We start from the raw sequence: 15006 nt of genomic DNA on the forward strand, positions 1-15006 counted from the left end.
GCTGCAAGCTCGCATCCGGTGATCACTGGTCCCGCAACTGCCTCCGCCGCCAGGCGGCTGGGGCCTCGCCGATCCGCTCGCGGAAGAAGCGTGAGAAATAGGCCGGGTCGTCGAAGCCGATCTCGTAGGCGATGTCCTCGACCGTGCGCACGGTGAACAGCAGCAGACGCTTGGCTTCCAGCAGTCGGCGATCGCCGACCACCCGCTTGACGCCACTGCCCAACACCGCGTGCGCGGCCTTGTCGAGCAAATGCGGCGTGGTGGCGAGAGCCTCGACGTAGCGGTCGACCGGCCAATTCTCGCGGAAATGCGCATCGACAAGCCGGCGCAAGCCAAAGGCCAGTGTCGCATCGGAAGACGCCGTGGCGGCCACTCTCGCGGGCGCAAGACGCGCAATATGGGAGAGCGCGACGACGATCAGCGCCGGCAGCACCTTGTCGTTGCCCGCCTGCGCCTCGGCGTACTCGGCGGCGATCATGTCCAGCACCGTCGCCAGTCTTTGCCATGCAGCGTGCTGCGGGAAGGCGTCGGCGAAGACCGGCCGGTCCAGCGGCAGCAGGCTGTCGCCGGCGAGCGTGGCCAACGCATCGTCGGCGACGGATACGACGATGGCGTCGGTGCCTGGCCCGATCGAAAAACCATGCACGACATTGCTCGGCACGAAGCTGACGGCCGGCGCCGAAAAGTCCCAGGACCGATCCTCGATGCGGTAAGTACCGGAACCGCTGGTCCAGTAGGTGATCTGGCCCATTTGCGGGTGCTTGTGCGCGGCAACCTGACCGAGGTGAATGTTGCTGCGCGCAAGCACTGTCTCGACATGAAGGAAGCCGACATCGAGCGGCCGCACCGGTTCGCCGTAGACGAAGAAATCGGGAATCGAATTCTGACTCATGGTGCCGGAAAAAGTCCAATCGGTTTTGCCGTTCCGTCCATATCCGATCCCCCGCGGAGGCGCTAGGGTTGCGATACCAAGTGGAGGAGCATCAATGCGATCAGAAGATTTTCGCGCGGATAAAGCGCGCCCGTTCACCGGGGCCGAATACCTGGAGAGCCTGCGCGATGGACGCGAGGTCTATATCAATGGCGAACGCATCGCCGACGTCACCGCGCACCCCGCCATGCGCAACTCGGCGCGGTCGCTGGCGCGGCTCTATGATGTGCTGCATGACGGCAAGCGTCGTGAGACGCTGACCTCGCCGACCGACACCGGTTCGGGCGGCTACACCCACAAATACTTCCGCGTCGCCAAATCCTCCGGCGAACTCGCGGCCCAGCAGACGGCGATCGCCGAGTGGTCGCGCATGTCCTATGGCTGGATGGGGCGCACGCCTGACTACAAGGCGGCGCTGATGAACACGCTCGGCGCCAATGCCGACTGGTACGGACCGTTCAAGGACAATGCGCTGGCCTGGCACAAACGTGCGCAGGAAGCCGTGCTGTTCATGAACCACGCCATCGTCAACCCACCAATCGACCGCCACAAGCCGGCCGAGCAGGTGAAGGACGTGTTCGTCCACATCACCAAGGAAACGGATGCCGGTATTTTCGTTTCCGGCGCCAAGGTGGTGGCGACGTCCTCGGCGCTGACGCACTACAATTTCCTGGCGCAAGGCTCCGCGACGGTCACCGAGGATCCGTCGCTGTCGGTGATGTTCATCGTGCCGATGAACGCGCCGGGGATAAAGATGTTCTGCCGCGTTTCCTATGAGCAGACCGCCAATACCGTGGCGGCACCGTTCGACTATCCCTTGTCGTCGCGCTTCGACGAGAACGACGCCATCCTGGTGCTCGACAACGTCTTCATCCCCTGGGAGGACGTGCTGGTGCTGCGCGATGCGCAAAAGATCCTGTCCTTCCATCCGGCGTCGGGCTTCATGCACGGCTATTGTTTCCAGGGCTGCACGCGCTTCGCCGTCAAGCTCGATTTCCTCGCCGGCCTGCTGGCCAAGGCATTGCGCGCCACCGGCGGCGACGCCTTTCGCGGCAACCAGGCGGCACTGGGCGAAGTCATTGCTCTGAGGCACATGTTCTGGAGTTTCTCCAATGCCATGGCCCACAACCCGATCCCGTGGGCGAACGGTGCGGTGCTGCCCAATCTCGATGCCGCGCTCGCCTATCGCACCTTCATGTCGGAGGCCTATCCGCGCGTCATCGACACGGTGCGCCGGGTGGTCGCGTCGGGGCTGATCTACCTGCCGTCCTCGGTGCGCGACTTCAACAATCCCGAGATCGACAAATATCTGACGCAATATGTGCGCGGCTCCAACGATATGGGCCATGTCGAGCGCATCAAGATCATGAAGTTGCTGTGGGACGCGACCGGCACCGAGTTCGGCGGCCGCCATGCGCTCTATGAACTCAACTATGCCGGCGCGCCGGAAGAGGTGCGGCTGCAGGTACTGAAGGGCGCCGAGCGCGGCGGGCAGCTGAAGGCGATGGAGGAACTCGTCGATACCTGCATGGCCGACTATGACGAGAACGGCTGGACAGGCGACACCTGGCTGCCGCCGCTTGGCTCGACGGCCGGGTGAAGCCGATGGCCGCGCAGATTTCGAAGGCCGATTTCCGCGACGCCATGGCGAGGGTCTGCGCGCCGGTCAACATCATCACCACCGATGGGCCGGCGGGACGCGGCGGCTTCACCGCCACCGCCATGTGCAGCGTCTCCGACGAGCCGCCGACGCTGCTTGTGTGCATGAACGGACGTTCGACGCAGGCGGCGATGTTCCTGGCCAACCGGCGCTTCTGCGTCAACGTGCTGACGCATGACCATATGCACCTGGCCGGAAAGTTTGCCGGCGCGACCAGGGACATGGCGGCCCGTTACGAGGCCGCGCGCTGGCAGACACTGGCCTCGGGCACGCCGGCACTGTCGGACGCCATCGTCAACTTCGATTGCGAGATCGAGACCGTGCACCTCGTCGGCACGCACAATGTCATGGTCGGCCGCGTCATCGACGTCAGGCACGGCAGCGGCGGCTCGGCGCTGCTCTATGTCGACCGCAACTACACACAGCCGACGCGATTGGGGAGTTTCGGGGGGTGAGCAGGAGCGAACGGCCCTGACCGCGGAGCGGTCAACTCTCGCCGTCGATCAGGCTCTCCAGGAGATCGAGCAGCTGCTCCAGCCGCTCGTGGCCGAACCGCTGCTCGATGTCGTCGTAGATGACACGCCTCTCCGGCGACAGCGCGTCGATCAGCGCGGAGCCCGCCGGCGCGATGGTCAGCACGACGCGGCGGCCGTCGCCTTCCGCCTTGTTGCGGGTGATGAATTTCCGGCCCTCGAGCGCCTTGATGATGCGGGTCAGACTGGGCGGCAGCACGGAGGCGCGATCGGCAAGCTCGGTCGCCTCGACCGGCCCGGCCTCGCTCAGCACGCGCAGCACGCGCCATTGCTGCTCGGTCACGTCATGCGCGGCAAGCATCGGGCGAAACCGCGCCATCACTGCTTCGCGGGCGTGAAGCAATGCCATCGGCAAGGAGCGACGAGTGTTTTCCGGCAGCAAGAAGCAGCGCCCCCAATAATGCGGTGGTCAGCGGATTTCGGCCCACATGGACCAATGTCGAAACCCGACCTTTCCATCCCGTATCGTCGCCTCCAGCCCGATGCAAGACTTGACTTTGGGGGTAGGTCATGTAATTAACGCGTTAACTACAACAATGCGACAAACCAGGGACGAAACGCGGTGCCGCACTTCTCCATCGAGTATTCGGCCAATCTCGATGCCAAGGTCGATATGGATGAATTGTGCGCGCTGGTGTTGCGCACGGTGCTGGACACCGGTCTGTTCGAGACCGGCGCCGTGCGGGTGCGGGCCTTTCGCGCTGACGCCTACGCCATTGCCGATCACCTGCCGGAAAACGCCTTTCTCGATATGTCGTTTCGCATCGGTGCCGGCCGCAGCGCGGAGGACAAGAAGCGGACCGGCGAGGCCGTGTTCGCGGCGATTAGTCAATTTCTCCGCCGCTTGTTCGAGACTCCGCATTTCGCCTTGTCGCTGGAGATCAGGGAAATCGACCCGGTGCTGAGCTGGAAGAAGAATGCAATCCACCCGCGGCTGCGCGACAAGTGACGGAAGACTGACATGTCCGATCTCGAAGGCAATCTGAAAAAGGCGCACGCCTACCTCGCCCGCTTCAAGACCGACGGCGTGCTGAACCAGATCGGCGGCGAGGCGGTGCCGGCCGCCGACGGCTCGACCTTCGAGACGCTGTCGCCGGTCGATCTGCAGCCACTGGCCAAGGTCGCGCGCGGCGACGCCGCCGACATCGACCGTGCGGCCAAAGCGGCGAAGGGGGCTTTCCCGGCCTGGGCCGCCTTGCCGGGCGAGGCGCGCAAGAAGCTGTTGCACAGAATCGCCGATGCGATCGAGGCGCGCGCCGAGGAGATCGCCTTCGTCGAGTGCATGGACACCGGCCAGGCGCTGAAGTTCATGGCCAAGGCCGCGTTGCGGGGCGCCGAAAACTTCCGCTTCTTTGCCGACCGCGCGCCGCAAGCGCGCGACGGCGAGACGCTGCGGACCCCGGGCCAGGTCAATATGACGACGCGGGTGCCGATCGGGCCGGTCGGCATCATCACGCCGTGGAACACGCCGTTCATGCTGTCGACCTGGAAGATCGCGCCGGCCTTGGCCGCCGGCTGCACCGTCGTTCATAAGCCGGCTGAGTTCTCGCCGCTCAGCGCGCGGCTGCTTGTCGAGATCGCCGAGGAGGCCGGCCTACCGAAAGGGGTGTGGAACCTGGTCAATGGCCTCGGTGAATATGCCGGCAAGGCACTGACCGAGCATCCCGACATCAAGGCGATCGGCTTCGTCGGCGAAAGCCGCACCGGCTCGATGATCATGCGCCAAGGCGCCGATACGCTGAAGCGCGTGCATTTCGAGCTCGGCGGCAAAAACCCGGTGATCGTCTTCGCCGACGCCGATCTCGAACGCGCGGCGGATGCGGCGGTGTTCATGATCTATTCGCTCAACGGCGAGCGCTGCACCTCATCGTCGCGGCTGCTGGTGGAAGCCCCGGTCTATGACCGGTTCACCGATCTGGTGGCGGAGAAGGCAAAGCGCATCAGGATAGGCCATCCGCTCGATCCGAAAACCGTGGTCGGGCCGCTGATCCATCCGGTGCACGAGGAAAAGGTGCTGTCCTATATCGAGATCGGCAAATCGGAAGGTGCCGTGGTCGCCGCCGGCGGTGGCAAGTTCGCCGGCCCCGGCGGCGGCTGCTATGTCAGCCCGACACTGTTCACGGGCGCCACCAACAGGATGCGCATCGCCCAGGAAGAAATCTTCGGACCGGTGCTGACCGCCATCGCTTTCAAGGACGAGGCGGAGGCGCTGGCGCTGGCCAACGACACGCAATACGGCCTGACCGGCTATCTCTGGACATCGGACGTCACCCGCGCCTTCCGCTTCACCGAAGCGCTGGACGCCGGCATGATTTGGGTCAATTCGGAGAATGTACGCCATCTGCCGACGCCGTTCGGCGGCGTCAAGAATTCCGGCATCGGCCGCGACGGCGGCGACCATTCCTTCGATTTCTACATGGAGACCAAGAACATCGCCTTCGCCACGTCAGCGCACGCGATCCAGAAACTCGGCGGCTGACCGGAGGAAACCAGATGCCCTTGCCCAAGCCCAACCTCTATCCGGCCTTCAACATCGTGCGGCTGAGCCATGTCGAACTGGCCGTCACCGATCTCGCCAAATCCCGAGCTTTCTATGTCGATACGCTCGGCCTGCAGGTCACCGACGAGACATCAGGCGCCATCTACCTCAGGGCCATGGAGGAGCGTGGCCATCACTGCATCGTGCTGAAGACGGCGACAACGGCGGAAGCGCGCGATCTCGGTTTCAAGGTGTATTCCGAAGAAGACCTCGACAAGGCCGAGCATTTCTTCAGGGGCAAGGGCATGCCGGTCGAATGGGTCGAGCGTCCCTACCAGTCGCGCACCTTCCGCACGCGTGACCCGCACGGCATTCCGCTCGAATTCTACGCGACGATGGAGCGCTTGCCGCCGATCCACCAGAAATACGCGCTCTACAAGGGCGTCAAGCCGTTGCGCATCGACCATTTCAACTGCTTCTCGCCTGATGTCGACGAGTCCGTCGCCTTCTACAACGAGCTCGGTTTTCGCGTCACCGAATACACCGAGGACGCCAGCAGCGGGAAGCTGTGGGCGGCCTGGACGCACCGCAAGGGCGGCGTCCATGACATCGCCTTCACCAATGGCGTCGGCCCGCGCCTGCACCATGTCGCCTTCTGGGTGCCGACGCCGCTCAACATCATCGACCTGCTCGACCTGATGGCGACGACCGGGTATCTGCCGAACATCGAGCGCGGCCCCGGCCGGCACGGCATTTCCAACGCGTTCTTCCTTTATGTGCGCGATCCCGACAACCACCGCATCGAGATCTATTGCTCGGACTACCAGACGGTCGATCCCGACCTCGAGCCGATCAAATGGGATCTGAAGGACCCGCAGCGCCAGACGCTGTGGGGCGCGCCGGCGCCGAAAAGCTGGTTCGAGGAGGGCAGCGTTTTCGCGGGTGCAGAGGTGCGGCAGCCGGGCTTGGCGGCGTCGCCGATCATCGCGCCGTAAGGGATTTTGATTTTATGTCAGCGTTCTGTGTCGCCCCCCTCTGTCCTGCCGGACATCTTCCCCTCAAGGGGGGAGATCGGACTTCATTTCCGCTTTCTCCAATCGTCGACGCCGCAAGGAAAGCGCTAACGCCGGAGCCAGCCAATCTCCCCCCAAGAGGGGGAGATGTCCGGCAGGACAGAGGGGGGCGCCGTAGAACTCCGGCCTGGCCAGCATCGAACAACACAGATGGCGGGGTGGCCGCATGAATGCCCGGCTCGCCACCTTCACCATCGACGGCAAGACACGCTACGGCGCAATCACCGAGAAAGGCGTCGTCGACCTCTCCGCCCGCCACGGCCAGTGGCCGACATTGCGCGAAGTGATCGAGGCCGGCGCCTTGCGGCGGCTGGCTGAAGAGGCAGGCACCCTCGCCGCCGATTTTCCGCTCGACGCTATCACTTACGACATCCCCATCCCCTCGCCGGAAAAGATCATCTGCGTCGGCGTCAATTTTCCCGACCGCAACGAGGAGTACAAGGACGGCCAGGCAGCCCCCTCGAACCCCTCGCTGTTCATCCGCTTCGTCAACTCCTTCGTCGGTCATGGCGCGCCGCTGGTACGGCCGCCGGAGTCGCCACAGCTGGATTATGAGGGCGAGATCGTCATCGTCATCGGCAAACCCGGCCGGCGCATCGCCGAGGCAGACGCGCTCGGCCATATCGCGGCATTGTCGCTGTGTAACGAAGGCACCATCCGCGACTGGGTGCGGCATGCAAAATTCAACGTCACGCAAGGCAAGAACTTCGACTGCACCGGTTCGATCGGCCCGTGGCTGGTGCCGTTCACGGACGAGGCGCAGATCGCCGACATCGCGCTCACCACGCGCGTCAACGGCGAAGTGCGCCAGCAGGACCGCACCAGCCGGATGATCTTTTCCTTCCGCAAGATCATCAACTACATCTCGACATTCACCACGCTGGCGCCCGGCGATATCATCGTCACCGGAACCCCGACCGGCGCTGGCGCTCGCTTCGAGCCGCCGGTCTGGCTGAAGCCGGGCGATTTGATCGAGGTGGAGGCCGACGGCATCGGTATGCTCAGAAACGGCGTCGTCGACGAGGCGGAAGCATGACCCCAAGCCAAGTGGAAGACGCGGCCGACCGGCTGTTCGAGGCCGAGCGCTCACGCCGCCAGATCCGGCTGCTCAGCCTCGATTTTCCCGAGGCGACGATGGAGGACGCCTATCGCGTGCAGGCCGCGCTGGTGACGCGCAAGATCGATGCCGGGCTGAAGCCGAGAGGCTGGAAGATCGGCCTGACGTCCAAGGCGATGCAATATGCGCTGGCCATCGACACACCGGATTCGGGCGTGCTCTTCGACGACATGTTCTTCAATGACGGCGCCACGATTCCCGCCGGCCGTTTCATCCAGCCGCGCGTCGAGGCCGAGATCGCTTTCGTCATGAAGGCGCCGCTGAAGGGGCCCGGCGTGACCATCTTCGACGTGCTCAACGCCACCGACTACATCACGCCGGCGCTGGAAATCCTCGACACGCGCATCGAGCGCGTCAATGCCGAGACCAAGAAGGCGCGCACCTTCTTCGATACGATTTCGGACAATGCCGCCAATGCCGGCATCGTCATCGGCGGCAGGCCGCAACGGCCCGATGAAGCCGACATGCGCTGGATCGGCGCCATCGTCTCGCGCAATGCCGAGGTCGAGGAGACCGGGCTTGGCGCCGGCGTGCTCAACCATCCGGCGATGGGCATCGCCTGGCTGGCCGACCGGCTCGCCCGCTACGGCCTATCGATCGCGGGGGGCGAAGTGGTGCTGTCGGGGTCCTTCGTGCGGCCCGTCGAGGCGCGGCCCGGCGACACCATTGTCGCCGATTTCGGCGGCTCGGGAACGGTCAGCATCCACTTCGCAAAGGGCTGACGGTTCTTAGTCTAACGCAATTCCGGACAGAAAACCGCTTCACACTTTTCCTGGAATTGCTCTACTCGCCTCGCAGATAGGCAATGACCACATCGGCCGCGATATCGGACATGCGCAGGCCGACCTCCCTCGTAATGTCGCCTTCGACACGGCTTTGCACCCAGCCCAGAAACGCGAAGGCCCGCAGCGCGGCGAACAGCGGCAGCGCGGCGATGTCGCGCACGGTCAACTCGCGCTGCTGCCGGTAGCCTTCCAGCAGCGATGCCTCGATCAGCGGATAGAGCGGCTCGTCGCGGTTCTGGTAGAGCGCGACGGCAAGGTCGTACATGTGCCAGCCAAGGCCGCAATCGTCGAAGTCGATGATGCGCACCGCACCGTCATGGATGAGCACATTCTCGCGCACCAGATCGGCATGGATGATGCCGAAATTGCGGGCGCTGCGTTCATGCTCCGACAGCGCCTTCACGGCCTTTTCCCGGGCCTGGAAAACCAGGTCGCGGCGCGCGCCGTCGAGGAAGGGCGAGGTCTCGAAGCGTCCCCAATTTGGGGCCGCGCCGAAGAAGCCGTCGAAATCCCAGGCATGGCGGGCGAAGCCGGCAGGCGGCACCCAGGCGGCGGTGACTGTATGCATGTGGGCGACGCTTCGACCGATCGCCATGAAGACCTGCTTCAATTGTTCCGGCGCATAACCCAGCGGCACGCCGCGCGCACCGACGGCGCGGCCTTCGAGCCAGCTCAGACAATCGATCTGGCGCGGTTGCGCCAAGGCGGCGGTGCTCACGAGCACGAACGGATCGCCGGCCTGCGTTGCGATCGGAGACGGCGTGGCGACGCCGGCGGCTTGCAGAAAGCTCATCCATTGCAATTCCCCGCGCAGCGCGGCATCCGTGTGATAGCCAAGCCGGTGCACGCGCATCACGGCCGGCCGACCGCCGGGCAGGTGAACCCGGAAGACCGCATTCTCCCGGTATTTCAAGAGCTCCGGTTGCCCGTGGCGAACGCCCCAATGTTCGAGCGCGCGACTGGCAAGGTCGGTCACGTCAGCTGCCGTTTCCGGCTCGGCATGCGTCGAGACAGCGTTCACGCCGGCACTCCGCCGACTTCGCCGAGCACCTCGTCGAGCGTTCCGATCAGCAGATCGGCATTGTCGCGGGAGAAGGGCATTGGCGGGCGGATCTTCAGCACATTGCCATGAATGCCGGTCTTGCCCATCAGCACGCCACGGTCGCGCATGGCGTTGATGACGCGGCCGGCGATATCGGACGCCGGCTCGCGGGTCTGGCGGTCGTGGACAAGCTCGGCGCCGAGGAACAGGCCGGCTCCCCTGACTTCGCCGATGCAATCATGCCGATCGGCCAGCGGCCGCAGCAGCTCGAGCGCGTAGGCGCCGACATCGCGCGCATTGGCGACGAGGTTTTCGTCTTCCAGGACATCGAGGACCGCATTGGCCACCGAGCAGGAGACCGGATTGCCGCCAAAGGTGTTGAAGTAACGGAAGGCGTTGCGGAAGGTAGCCAGGATATCTTTCGTTGTGACCACGGCGGCGACCGGATGGCCGTTGCCCATCGGCTTGCCCATGGTGACGATGTCGGGCACGAAACCGGCGCGCTGGTGGCCCCAGAAATGGCTGCCGGTGCGGCCGAAACCGGGCTGAACCTCGTCGGCGATCATTAGACCGCCCGCCTCGCGCACCGCCGATACGGCGTCGTCGAAAAAGCCGTTGGGAAGTGACGGAAAACCTTCATTGGCGAGCAACGGGCACAGGATCATGCCGGAAAGGCCTATGCCTTCCCTGGCCAGCGAGGCGATGGCTTCGCGCACGGCGTCGCCGAAAGCCTTGCCATTGGCCATCGCATCGGGATGGCGAAAACTGTCAGGCGCCGGCACCAGCCTGACATGGTGGGCGCGGCCGCCGACCGGCGGCATGCGGGTCGAGAGCTGCGAAACCGCTGTGGTGTTGCCGTGATAGGTGGCGTCGGTGGCGATGATACCCATCTGGCCGGAGACCGCCTGCGCCATGCGCAGCGCGATGTCATTGGCCTCGCTGCCGGTGCAGGTGAGGATCGCGGTCGACAGGCTGGCATCGAAGGTCGCGGTCAGCCGCTCGACATAGTCGAGGATGGCGGTGTGGAGATAGCGCGTGTGGGTGTTGAGCAGGCTTGCCTGCCGGCACAGCGCCTCGACCACATGCGGGTGGCAATGGCCGACATGCGCGACATTGTTGTAGGCGTCGAGATATTTTCGGCCATCGGCATCATGGAGCCAGACGCCTTCGCCGCGCACCAGGTGCACGGGCTCGTCATAGAACAGTTGCGATTTCGCGCCGAGCAGGCGGGAACGCCGGCTAACCAGCGCCTCGTCGGCCATTTTTTGCTGAGCCATCACCAAAACTCCGTTGTGTCCGTCAGACCTTCGACAGGCCCGCGTCGATCGCCTCGCCGATCCTGGTAACGTCCGCGGCGCCGATGATCAGCGGCGGCGACAGGATGATGGTGTTGCCGGAGACGCGCAGCATGACGCCGGCCTCATAGGCAGCCTCGGAAACGACGGCCATGGTCTTCTTGTCGGCGGCCTTTTTCGTCGCGCGATCGGAGACCAGTTCCACCGCCGCCATCAGGCCCTTGTACCTGACGTCGCCGACCATCGCGTGCTTCGCCTTCAGGCCTTCCAGCACCGCCGCAAGCTCGACGCCGCGCGCGGCCGCGTTCTCGTTCAGGCGCAGCCGTTTGGTCTCGGCAAGCGCCGCCAGCCCGGCCGCGCAGCCGACCGGGTGGCCGGAATAGGTATAACCATGGCCGATCGCGCCGAAACTGGTCTTGTCGGCCTCGAAGGCGTCGGCAACCCTGGCGCCGATCAGGGTCGCGCCGAGCGGGAAATAGCCCGAGGTGATCGCCTTGGCGATGGTCATGAAATCCGGTTTTACACCGGACAGCCGCGAGCCCGACCAGGCGCCGGCGCGGCCGAAGCCGGTGACCACTTCGTCGGCGATCAGCAGGATCTCGTGGCGGTCGCAGATTTCGCGCACCAGCGGCATGAAGCTCTCATGCGGAACGATGACGCCGCCCGCACCCAGCACCGGCTCCATGATGAAAGCGGCGATGGTGTCGCCGCCCTGGAAGGCGATCTCGTCCTCCAGCGCCTTGGCGCACAGTTTCGCCAGCCGCGCCGGATCGGTTTCGTCGAACGGGTTGCGGAAGGTCCATGGGGCGGGAATATGGAAGACGCCGGGCAGCAGCGGTTCGTAGTTGCGGCGGAAATTGGCGTTGCCGTTGACCGAGGCGCCGCCGAAATGCGTGCCGTGATAGCCCTTCTTCAAGGCGAGGAATTTGGTGCGGTCGCCCTGGCCGCGGATCTTCCAGTATTGCCGGGCCAGCCGCAATGCCGTTTCGACCGAATCGGAGCCGCCGGAGGTGAAGAAGGTCCGCACCATGCCCTCCGGCTCGAACCACTCGGAGAGCTCATAGGCGAGCTCGATCGACGGCCCGGTCGAGGTGCCGCGAAAGCCCGAGTAGTAAGGCAGCGCGCCGAGCTGGTCGGCGATCGCTCTCTTGATCGGATCGCAGCTGTAGCCGAGGTTGACGTTCCACAACCCGCCGACGGCGTCGAGCACGGTGTTGCCGGCGATGTCGGTGACCATCACGCCCTCGCCCTTCATGATCACCTTTGGCGGGTTGGCCCGCATCTCGGCCGGATGCGCCATCGGGTGCCAGATCGGCTTGGCATTCTTCTCGGTGAGGAAATTGATGTCGCGCATCGCAAGGCTCCGCAAATGTCTCAGGCAACTGGAACGAGGTCGAAATGGCCGAGTGCCTCGGCATAGGAATAGGCCGGCCGGGCAACGTCGAAATGAACCGTGCGCATGCCGGCGGCACGGCCGCCATCAACATTGCGCTGCTGGTCGTCGACGAAGACGCAGGCGGCGGCCGGCAGGCCAAGCGCTTCGGTGACGAAGGCGTAGGCACGCGGATCGGGTTTGAGGATGCCGGTATAGGTGGCGTCGACGATCACGTCGAACAGGCCGAGCAGCGGCAGACGCTGGCGGAAGCCGGCGCCGTAGAACAGGTCGAGTTCGTTGGAAAGGATCGCCAGGCGAAAGCCCGCGGCATGGACGGCGCGGATGGCGCGCTCGGCTTCGGGTCGCACCACTTTTTCGGGCTCGGCGCCTCGTGCGCGCCGAACGAAGGTTTCCATCGCCTGCCAGTCCTCGCCGACGAGGCGGCCGACCTCCCCGGTGCGCGTTCGCCAATAGTCGCGTTCGCTGATCTCGTCGGCCTGCATGGCCAGCCACAGCGGATCCGAGTCCGGATCGAACGGCCCGCGCCAATTCAGCGTTCCTGACGCCAGGCCGAGCGCCTGTTCGGTCAGGGCGTGGGTCTCGAACAGCGTGCGGGTGACGACGCCGCCGAAATCGAGGACCAGCGCCTGGGCGGGAATGGCACTCACGCGGCGACCTCCTTGGCAGGCGTGCCGCGCGGGACAATGCCTTCCTCGACCCAGCGGTCGAAGATTTCGAGCGCCTTGGCGACGAAGCCGTCGCTGTTGATGTGGGCGTCGATCTCGTGGAACTCTACTTGCGCGGGAATGGCCTTGCGCATTTCATCGACGAAGGCGGCATGCGCTTCGGGCTCATGGAGTGGCTCGCCCTCGGCGTCCCATTCCTGGATGCCACGGGAAGGCAGGATCAGGGCGGAACGGCCCTTTGCCATGCCGAGCTTGGCGGCGATGGTCCGGGCGACCTCGCGGCGGTCATCCGCATCGACGGTAACCGAAGCAATCAGCCTGTTGTGAGCGTGAAACGGGCGTTCGGAAAATTTAGCCGGCAAAGCCTGCCAGGTCGGCAGGTCAACCATGTCGATCGCGCCTGGCGCCGCGATCTGCGGGACGCCACGGGCGCCGGCATTCTCCAGCCGGTCGATGCCGGAACTAACGACGGAGCCGGCCAGATGGTTGGTGATCTCCTGCAGGCTGAAGTCGAAGACGGCGCAGAAATGATCCTGGCCGGCGATCGATTCGAAAGCGCGGCCGCCCATGCCGGTGGTGTGGAAGACCGCGACATCATAGCCGCGCTGTTCCAGCGCCGGCTTCAGCGTCTTCATATAGCGAAGGCAGGAGCTGCCGAGCGAGGTCATGCCGATGGTCGGGCCGGTCGCCGCAGCCGAGGCCCGTGAGGCGAGTGCCAATTTCGCCGCGCCGACGACTGCGCCACAGGCCTGCGACAGGACCAGCTTGCAGATCGAGTTGAGGCCATAGAGCCCACCCGCCCACAGGATCATCATCAGGTCGGGCGCGACGCGCTCCGGCGGGATGAGGTGCGAATAGGCAATGGTGGAGACGACGAATTTCGGCACGCCGAGCGGCAGGCTGAGCGCGACATCCAGCGCCAGATCGGTTCCCATCGAGCCGCCGATGGCGATGAAGGCGTCGATCTCGCCGGCTTGGTGCAGCTTGCGCACCAGCTGCACGGCGCCGCCGGCCATTAGCGTCATGGCGGTGTTCTCGTCACCGCTCGCGACGATCTCGCCGATCGTGACATCCACGGCGCGGGCGACCGCGTGCTTGTCATGATCGGGGCTATAGGGCGGGTCGCCCAGCACACTGACGTCCATCATCACGGCGCTGCCGCCCGATGCCTCGATGCATGCTTTCATGAACAGCAATTCGTCGGCCTTGGTGTCGCCGGTGCCTATGACCAGGATGCGGGGCGTCTGTTCGGACATCAGGCCTGCCTCCTCAGCGCTTGCAGATTATCGCCGTTGAGCCGCATCGAAATCTCCCGCGCCACGGCCACGGCCGCAAGTCCTCTTTCCACGATGTCAGCCGCTGTCGTCCTGGCTTTCGGCGCCGCCACCGCGATCGTGCCGAGCGCGAACCCGTCCGCCGCCAGGATTGCCGCCGCGACGCTGATGACGCCTTCTTCCAGGCCCTGGTCGCAGATCGAATAGCCGCGCTCGCGTGCCTCGCCCATGGAGCGGGAGATAGCGGCCGGCTCGGTCAGCGTGTGCGCCGTGAAGGCGTCCAGGGGGCCAGCCAGGCATCCTTTGACGGCGTCGTCCCTGGCGAAGGCCAGATAGACGATGCCCGAGGCGGTCGAATGCAGGGGCAGAAGCTGGCCGATATCGACATTGACCCGGTTTGCCCGTGCCGGATGCTCGACATGGACGGTGACCAGCCTGTCGACGCCGAATTCCGACAGATGCACGGTCTCGGCCGTGGCACTTGCCAGATCCCGCACCAGCGGCACCGCGGTCCGCAGGAAGGGAAAGCGGGCCTCGCGGATGCGCGCCAGCCGCGATAGGCCGGCGCCGAGCCGATAGTGCCGTGTGGCCGCATCCTGCTCGACGAGACCATGGCCGGTCAGCGCGACCAGCAGGCGCCGTGTCGTCGCCTTGTCGAAACCCGACCGGCGCGCCAGGTCCGAGAGCCCGAGCTCGGGCTCGGCCACGGTGAACAACTCCAGAAGCGAAATCGCCTTGCCGACCGTACTCAATGCA

At 65.0% G+C, this 15006-nt stretch carries 15 protein-coding genes; 7 read left to right on the forward strand and 8 right to left on the reverse strand.

Annotation, left to right across the window (positions count from 1 at the left end):
• Nucleotides 1-22 precede the first annotated feature (22 nt).
• Complete coding sequence (locus FJ970_RS03445; RefSeq protein WP_140765559.1) at nucleotides 23-892, reverse strand: helix-turn-helix domain-containing protein; 870 nt, start codon at nucleotides 890-892, stop codon at nucleotides 23-25.
• A 94-nt stretch (nucleotides 893-986) separates the two neighbouring features.
• On the opposite strand from FJ970_RS03445, the gene FJ970_RS03450 reads away from it, so the two are divergent.
• Complete coding sequence (locus FJ970_RS03450) at nucleotides 987-2531, forward strand: 4-hydroxyphenylacetate 3-hydroxylase N-terminal domain-containing protein (protein WP_140765561.1); 1545 nt, start codon at nucleotides 987-989, stop codon at nucleotides 2529-2531.
• A 5-nt stretch (nucleotides 2532-2536) separates the two neighbouring features.
• Nucleotides 2537-3046, forward strand: a complete 510-nt coding sequence (locus tag FJ970_RS03455; protein ID WP_140765563.1) for a flavin reductase — start codon at nucleotides 2537-2539, stop codon at nucleotides 3044-3046.
• Nucleotides 3047-3077: 31 nt separating this feature from the next.
• On the opposite strand, the gene hpaR is transcribed toward FJ970_RS03455, so the two are convergent.
• A complete protein-coding gene (gene hpaR, locus FJ970_RS03460) occupies nucleotides 3078-3473 on the reverse strand; it encodes a homoprotocatechuate degradation operon regulator HpaR (protein ID WP_224596905.1) in 396 nt (131 codons plus the stop codon).
• 213 nt (nucleotides 3474-3686) lie between these two features.
• Between hpaR and FJ970_RS03465 the strand changes: the two genes are divergently transcribed.
• From FJ970_RS03465 to hpaH, 5 genes are all read left to right on the forward strand, one after another.
• Entirely contained in the window at nucleotides 3687-4073 is a 387-nt protein-coding gene (locus tag FJ970_RS03465; protein ID WP_140765567.1) for a 5-carboxymethyl-2-hydroxymuconate Delta-isomerase, read from the forward strand.
• A gap of 12 nt (nucleotides 4074-4085) precedes the next feature.
• A complete protein-coding gene (hpaE, locus tag FJ970_RS03470; protein ID WP_140765569.1) occupies nucleotides 4086-5603 on the forward strand; it encodes a 5-carboxymethyl-2-hydroxymuconate semialdehyde dehydrogenase in 1518 nt (505 codons plus the stop codon).
• 14 nt (nucleotides 5604-5617) lie between these two features.
• Nucleotides 5618-6598, forward strand: a complete 981-nt coding sequence (gene hpaD / locus FJ970_RS03475) for a 3,4-dihydroxyphenylacetate 2,3-dioxygenase (protein ID WP_140765571.1) — start codon at nucleotides 5618-5620, stop codon at nucleotides 6596-6598.
• 244 nt (nucleotides 6599-6842) lie between these two features.
• Complete coding sequence (locus tag FJ970_RS03480; RefSeq protein ID WP_140760426.1) at nucleotides 6843-7712, forward strand: fumarylacetoacetate hydrolase family protein; 870 nt, start codon at nucleotides 6843-6845, stop codon at nucleotides 7710-7712.
• A complete protein-coding gene (gene hpaH, locus FJ970_RS03485) occupies nucleotides 7709-8515 on the forward strand; it encodes a 2-oxo-hept-4-ene-1,7-dioate hydratase (protein ID WP_140760424.1) in 807 nt (268 codons plus the stop codon). The genes FJ970_RS03480 and hpaH overlap by 4 nt, the downstream gene beginning before the upstream one ends.
• 61 nt (nucleotides 8516-8576) lie before the next feature.
• On the opposite strand, the gene FJ970_RS03490 is transcribed toward hpaH, so the two are convergent.
• From FJ970_RS03490 to FJ970_RS03515, 6 genes are read right to left on the reverse strand one after another with little or no spacing between them, the layout of a single operon-like run.
• Complete coding sequence (locus FJ970_RS03490; protein WP_140760422.1) at nucleotides 8577-9599, reverse strand: phosphotransferase enzyme family protein; 1023 nt, start codon at nucleotides 9597-9599, stop codon at nucleotides 8577-8579.
• A complete protein-coding gene (locus FJ970_RS03495) occupies nucleotides 9596-10897 on the reverse strand; it encodes an aminotransferase class III-fold pyridoxal phosphate-dependent enzyme (RefSeq protein ID WP_415752026.1) in 1302 nt (433 codons plus the stop codon). The genes FJ970_RS03490 and FJ970_RS03495 overlap by 4 nt, the downstream gene beginning before the upstream one ends.
• Before the next feature lie 22 nt (nucleotides 10898-10919).
• Nucleotides 10920-12269, reverse strand: a complete 1350-nt coding sequence (locus tag FJ970_RS03500; protein ID WP_140760420.1) for an aminotransferase class III-fold pyridoxal phosphate-dependent enzyme — start codon at nucleotides 12267-12269, stop codon at nucleotides 10920-10922.
• Between the two features lie 20 nt (nucleotides 12270-12289).
• Entirely contained in the window at nucleotides 12290-12958 is a 669-nt protein-coding gene (locus FJ970_RS03505; protein WP_140760418.1) for an HAD family hydrolase, read from the reverse strand.
• Nucleotides 12955-14232, reverse strand: a complete 1278-nt coding sequence (locus tag FJ970_RS03510) for a Tm-1-like ATP-binding domain-containing protein (protein ID WP_181178683.1) — start codon at nucleotides 14230-14232, stop codon at nucleotides 12955-12957. Before FJ970_RS03510 ends, FJ970_RS03505 begins: the two co-directional genes overlap by 4 nt.
• Nucleotides 14232-15002 (reverse strand): IclR family transcriptional regulator, encoded by a 771-nt coding sequence (locus FJ970_RS03515; RefSeq protein ID WP_140760413.1) that lies wholly within the window; start codon nucleotides 15000-15002, stop codon nucleotides 14232-14234. The genes FJ970_RS03510 and FJ970_RS03515 overlap by 1 nt, the downstream gene beginning before the upstream one ends.
• Between the last annotated feature and the right edge of the window lie 4 nt (nucleotides 15003-15006).

It is taken from the genome of Mesorhizobium sp. B2-1-8, assembly GCF_006442545.2.
Taxonomy (GTDB): Bacteria; Pseudomonadota; Alphaproteobacteria; order Rhizobiales; family Rhizobiaceae; genus Mesorhizobium.

What these genes read in the sequence shown, in the direction of transcription:
- FJ970_RS03445 (WP_140765559.1), bottom strand. Translation starts at nt 892, where the DNA reads ATGAGTCAGAATTCGATTCCCGATTTCTTCGTCTACGGCGAACCGGTG.
- FJ970_RS03450 (WP_140765561.1), top strand. Translation starts at nt 987, where the DNA reads ATGCGATCAGAAGATTTTCGCGCGGATAAAGCGCGCCCGTTCACCGGG.
- FJ970_RS03455 (WP_140765563.1), top strand. Translation starts at nt 2,537, where the DNA reads ATGGCCGCGCAGATTTCGAAGGCCGATTTCCGCGACGCCATGGCGAGG.
- hpaR (WP_224596905.1), bottom strand. Translation starts at nt 3,473, where the DNA reads ATGGCATTGCTTCACGCCCGCGAAGCAGTGATGGCGCGGTTTCGCCCG.
- hpaE (WP_140765569.1), top strand. Translation starts at nt 4,086, where the DNA reads ATGTCCGATCTCGAAGGCAATCTGAAAAAGGCGCACGCCTACCTCGCC.
- hpaD (WP_140765571.1), top strand. Translation starts at nt 5,618, where the DNA reads ATGCCCTTGCCCAAGCCCAACCTCTATCCGGCCTTCAACATCGTGCGG.
- FJ970_RS03480 (WP_140760426.1), top strand. Translation starts at nt 6,843, where the DNA reads ATGAATGCCCGGCTCGCCACCTTCACCATCGACGGCAAGACACGCTAC.
- hpaH (WP_140760424.1), top strand. Translation starts at nt 7,709, where the DNA reads ATGACCCCAAGCCAAGTGGAAGACGCGGCCGACCGGCTGTTCGAGGCC.
- FJ970_RS03495 (WP_415752026.1), bottom strand. Translation starts at nt 10,897, where the DNA reads ATGGCTCAGCAAAAAATGGCCGACGAGGCGCTGGTTAGCCGGCGTTCC.
- FJ970_RS03500 (WP_140760420.1), bottom strand. Translation starts at nt 12,269, where the DNA reads ATGCGCGACATCAATTTCCTCACCGAGAAGAATGCCAAGCCGATCTGG.
- FJ970_RS03510 (WP_181178683.1), bottom strand. Translation starts at nt 14,232, where the DNA reads ATGTCCGAACAGACGCCCCGCATCCTGGTCATAGGCACCGGCGACACC.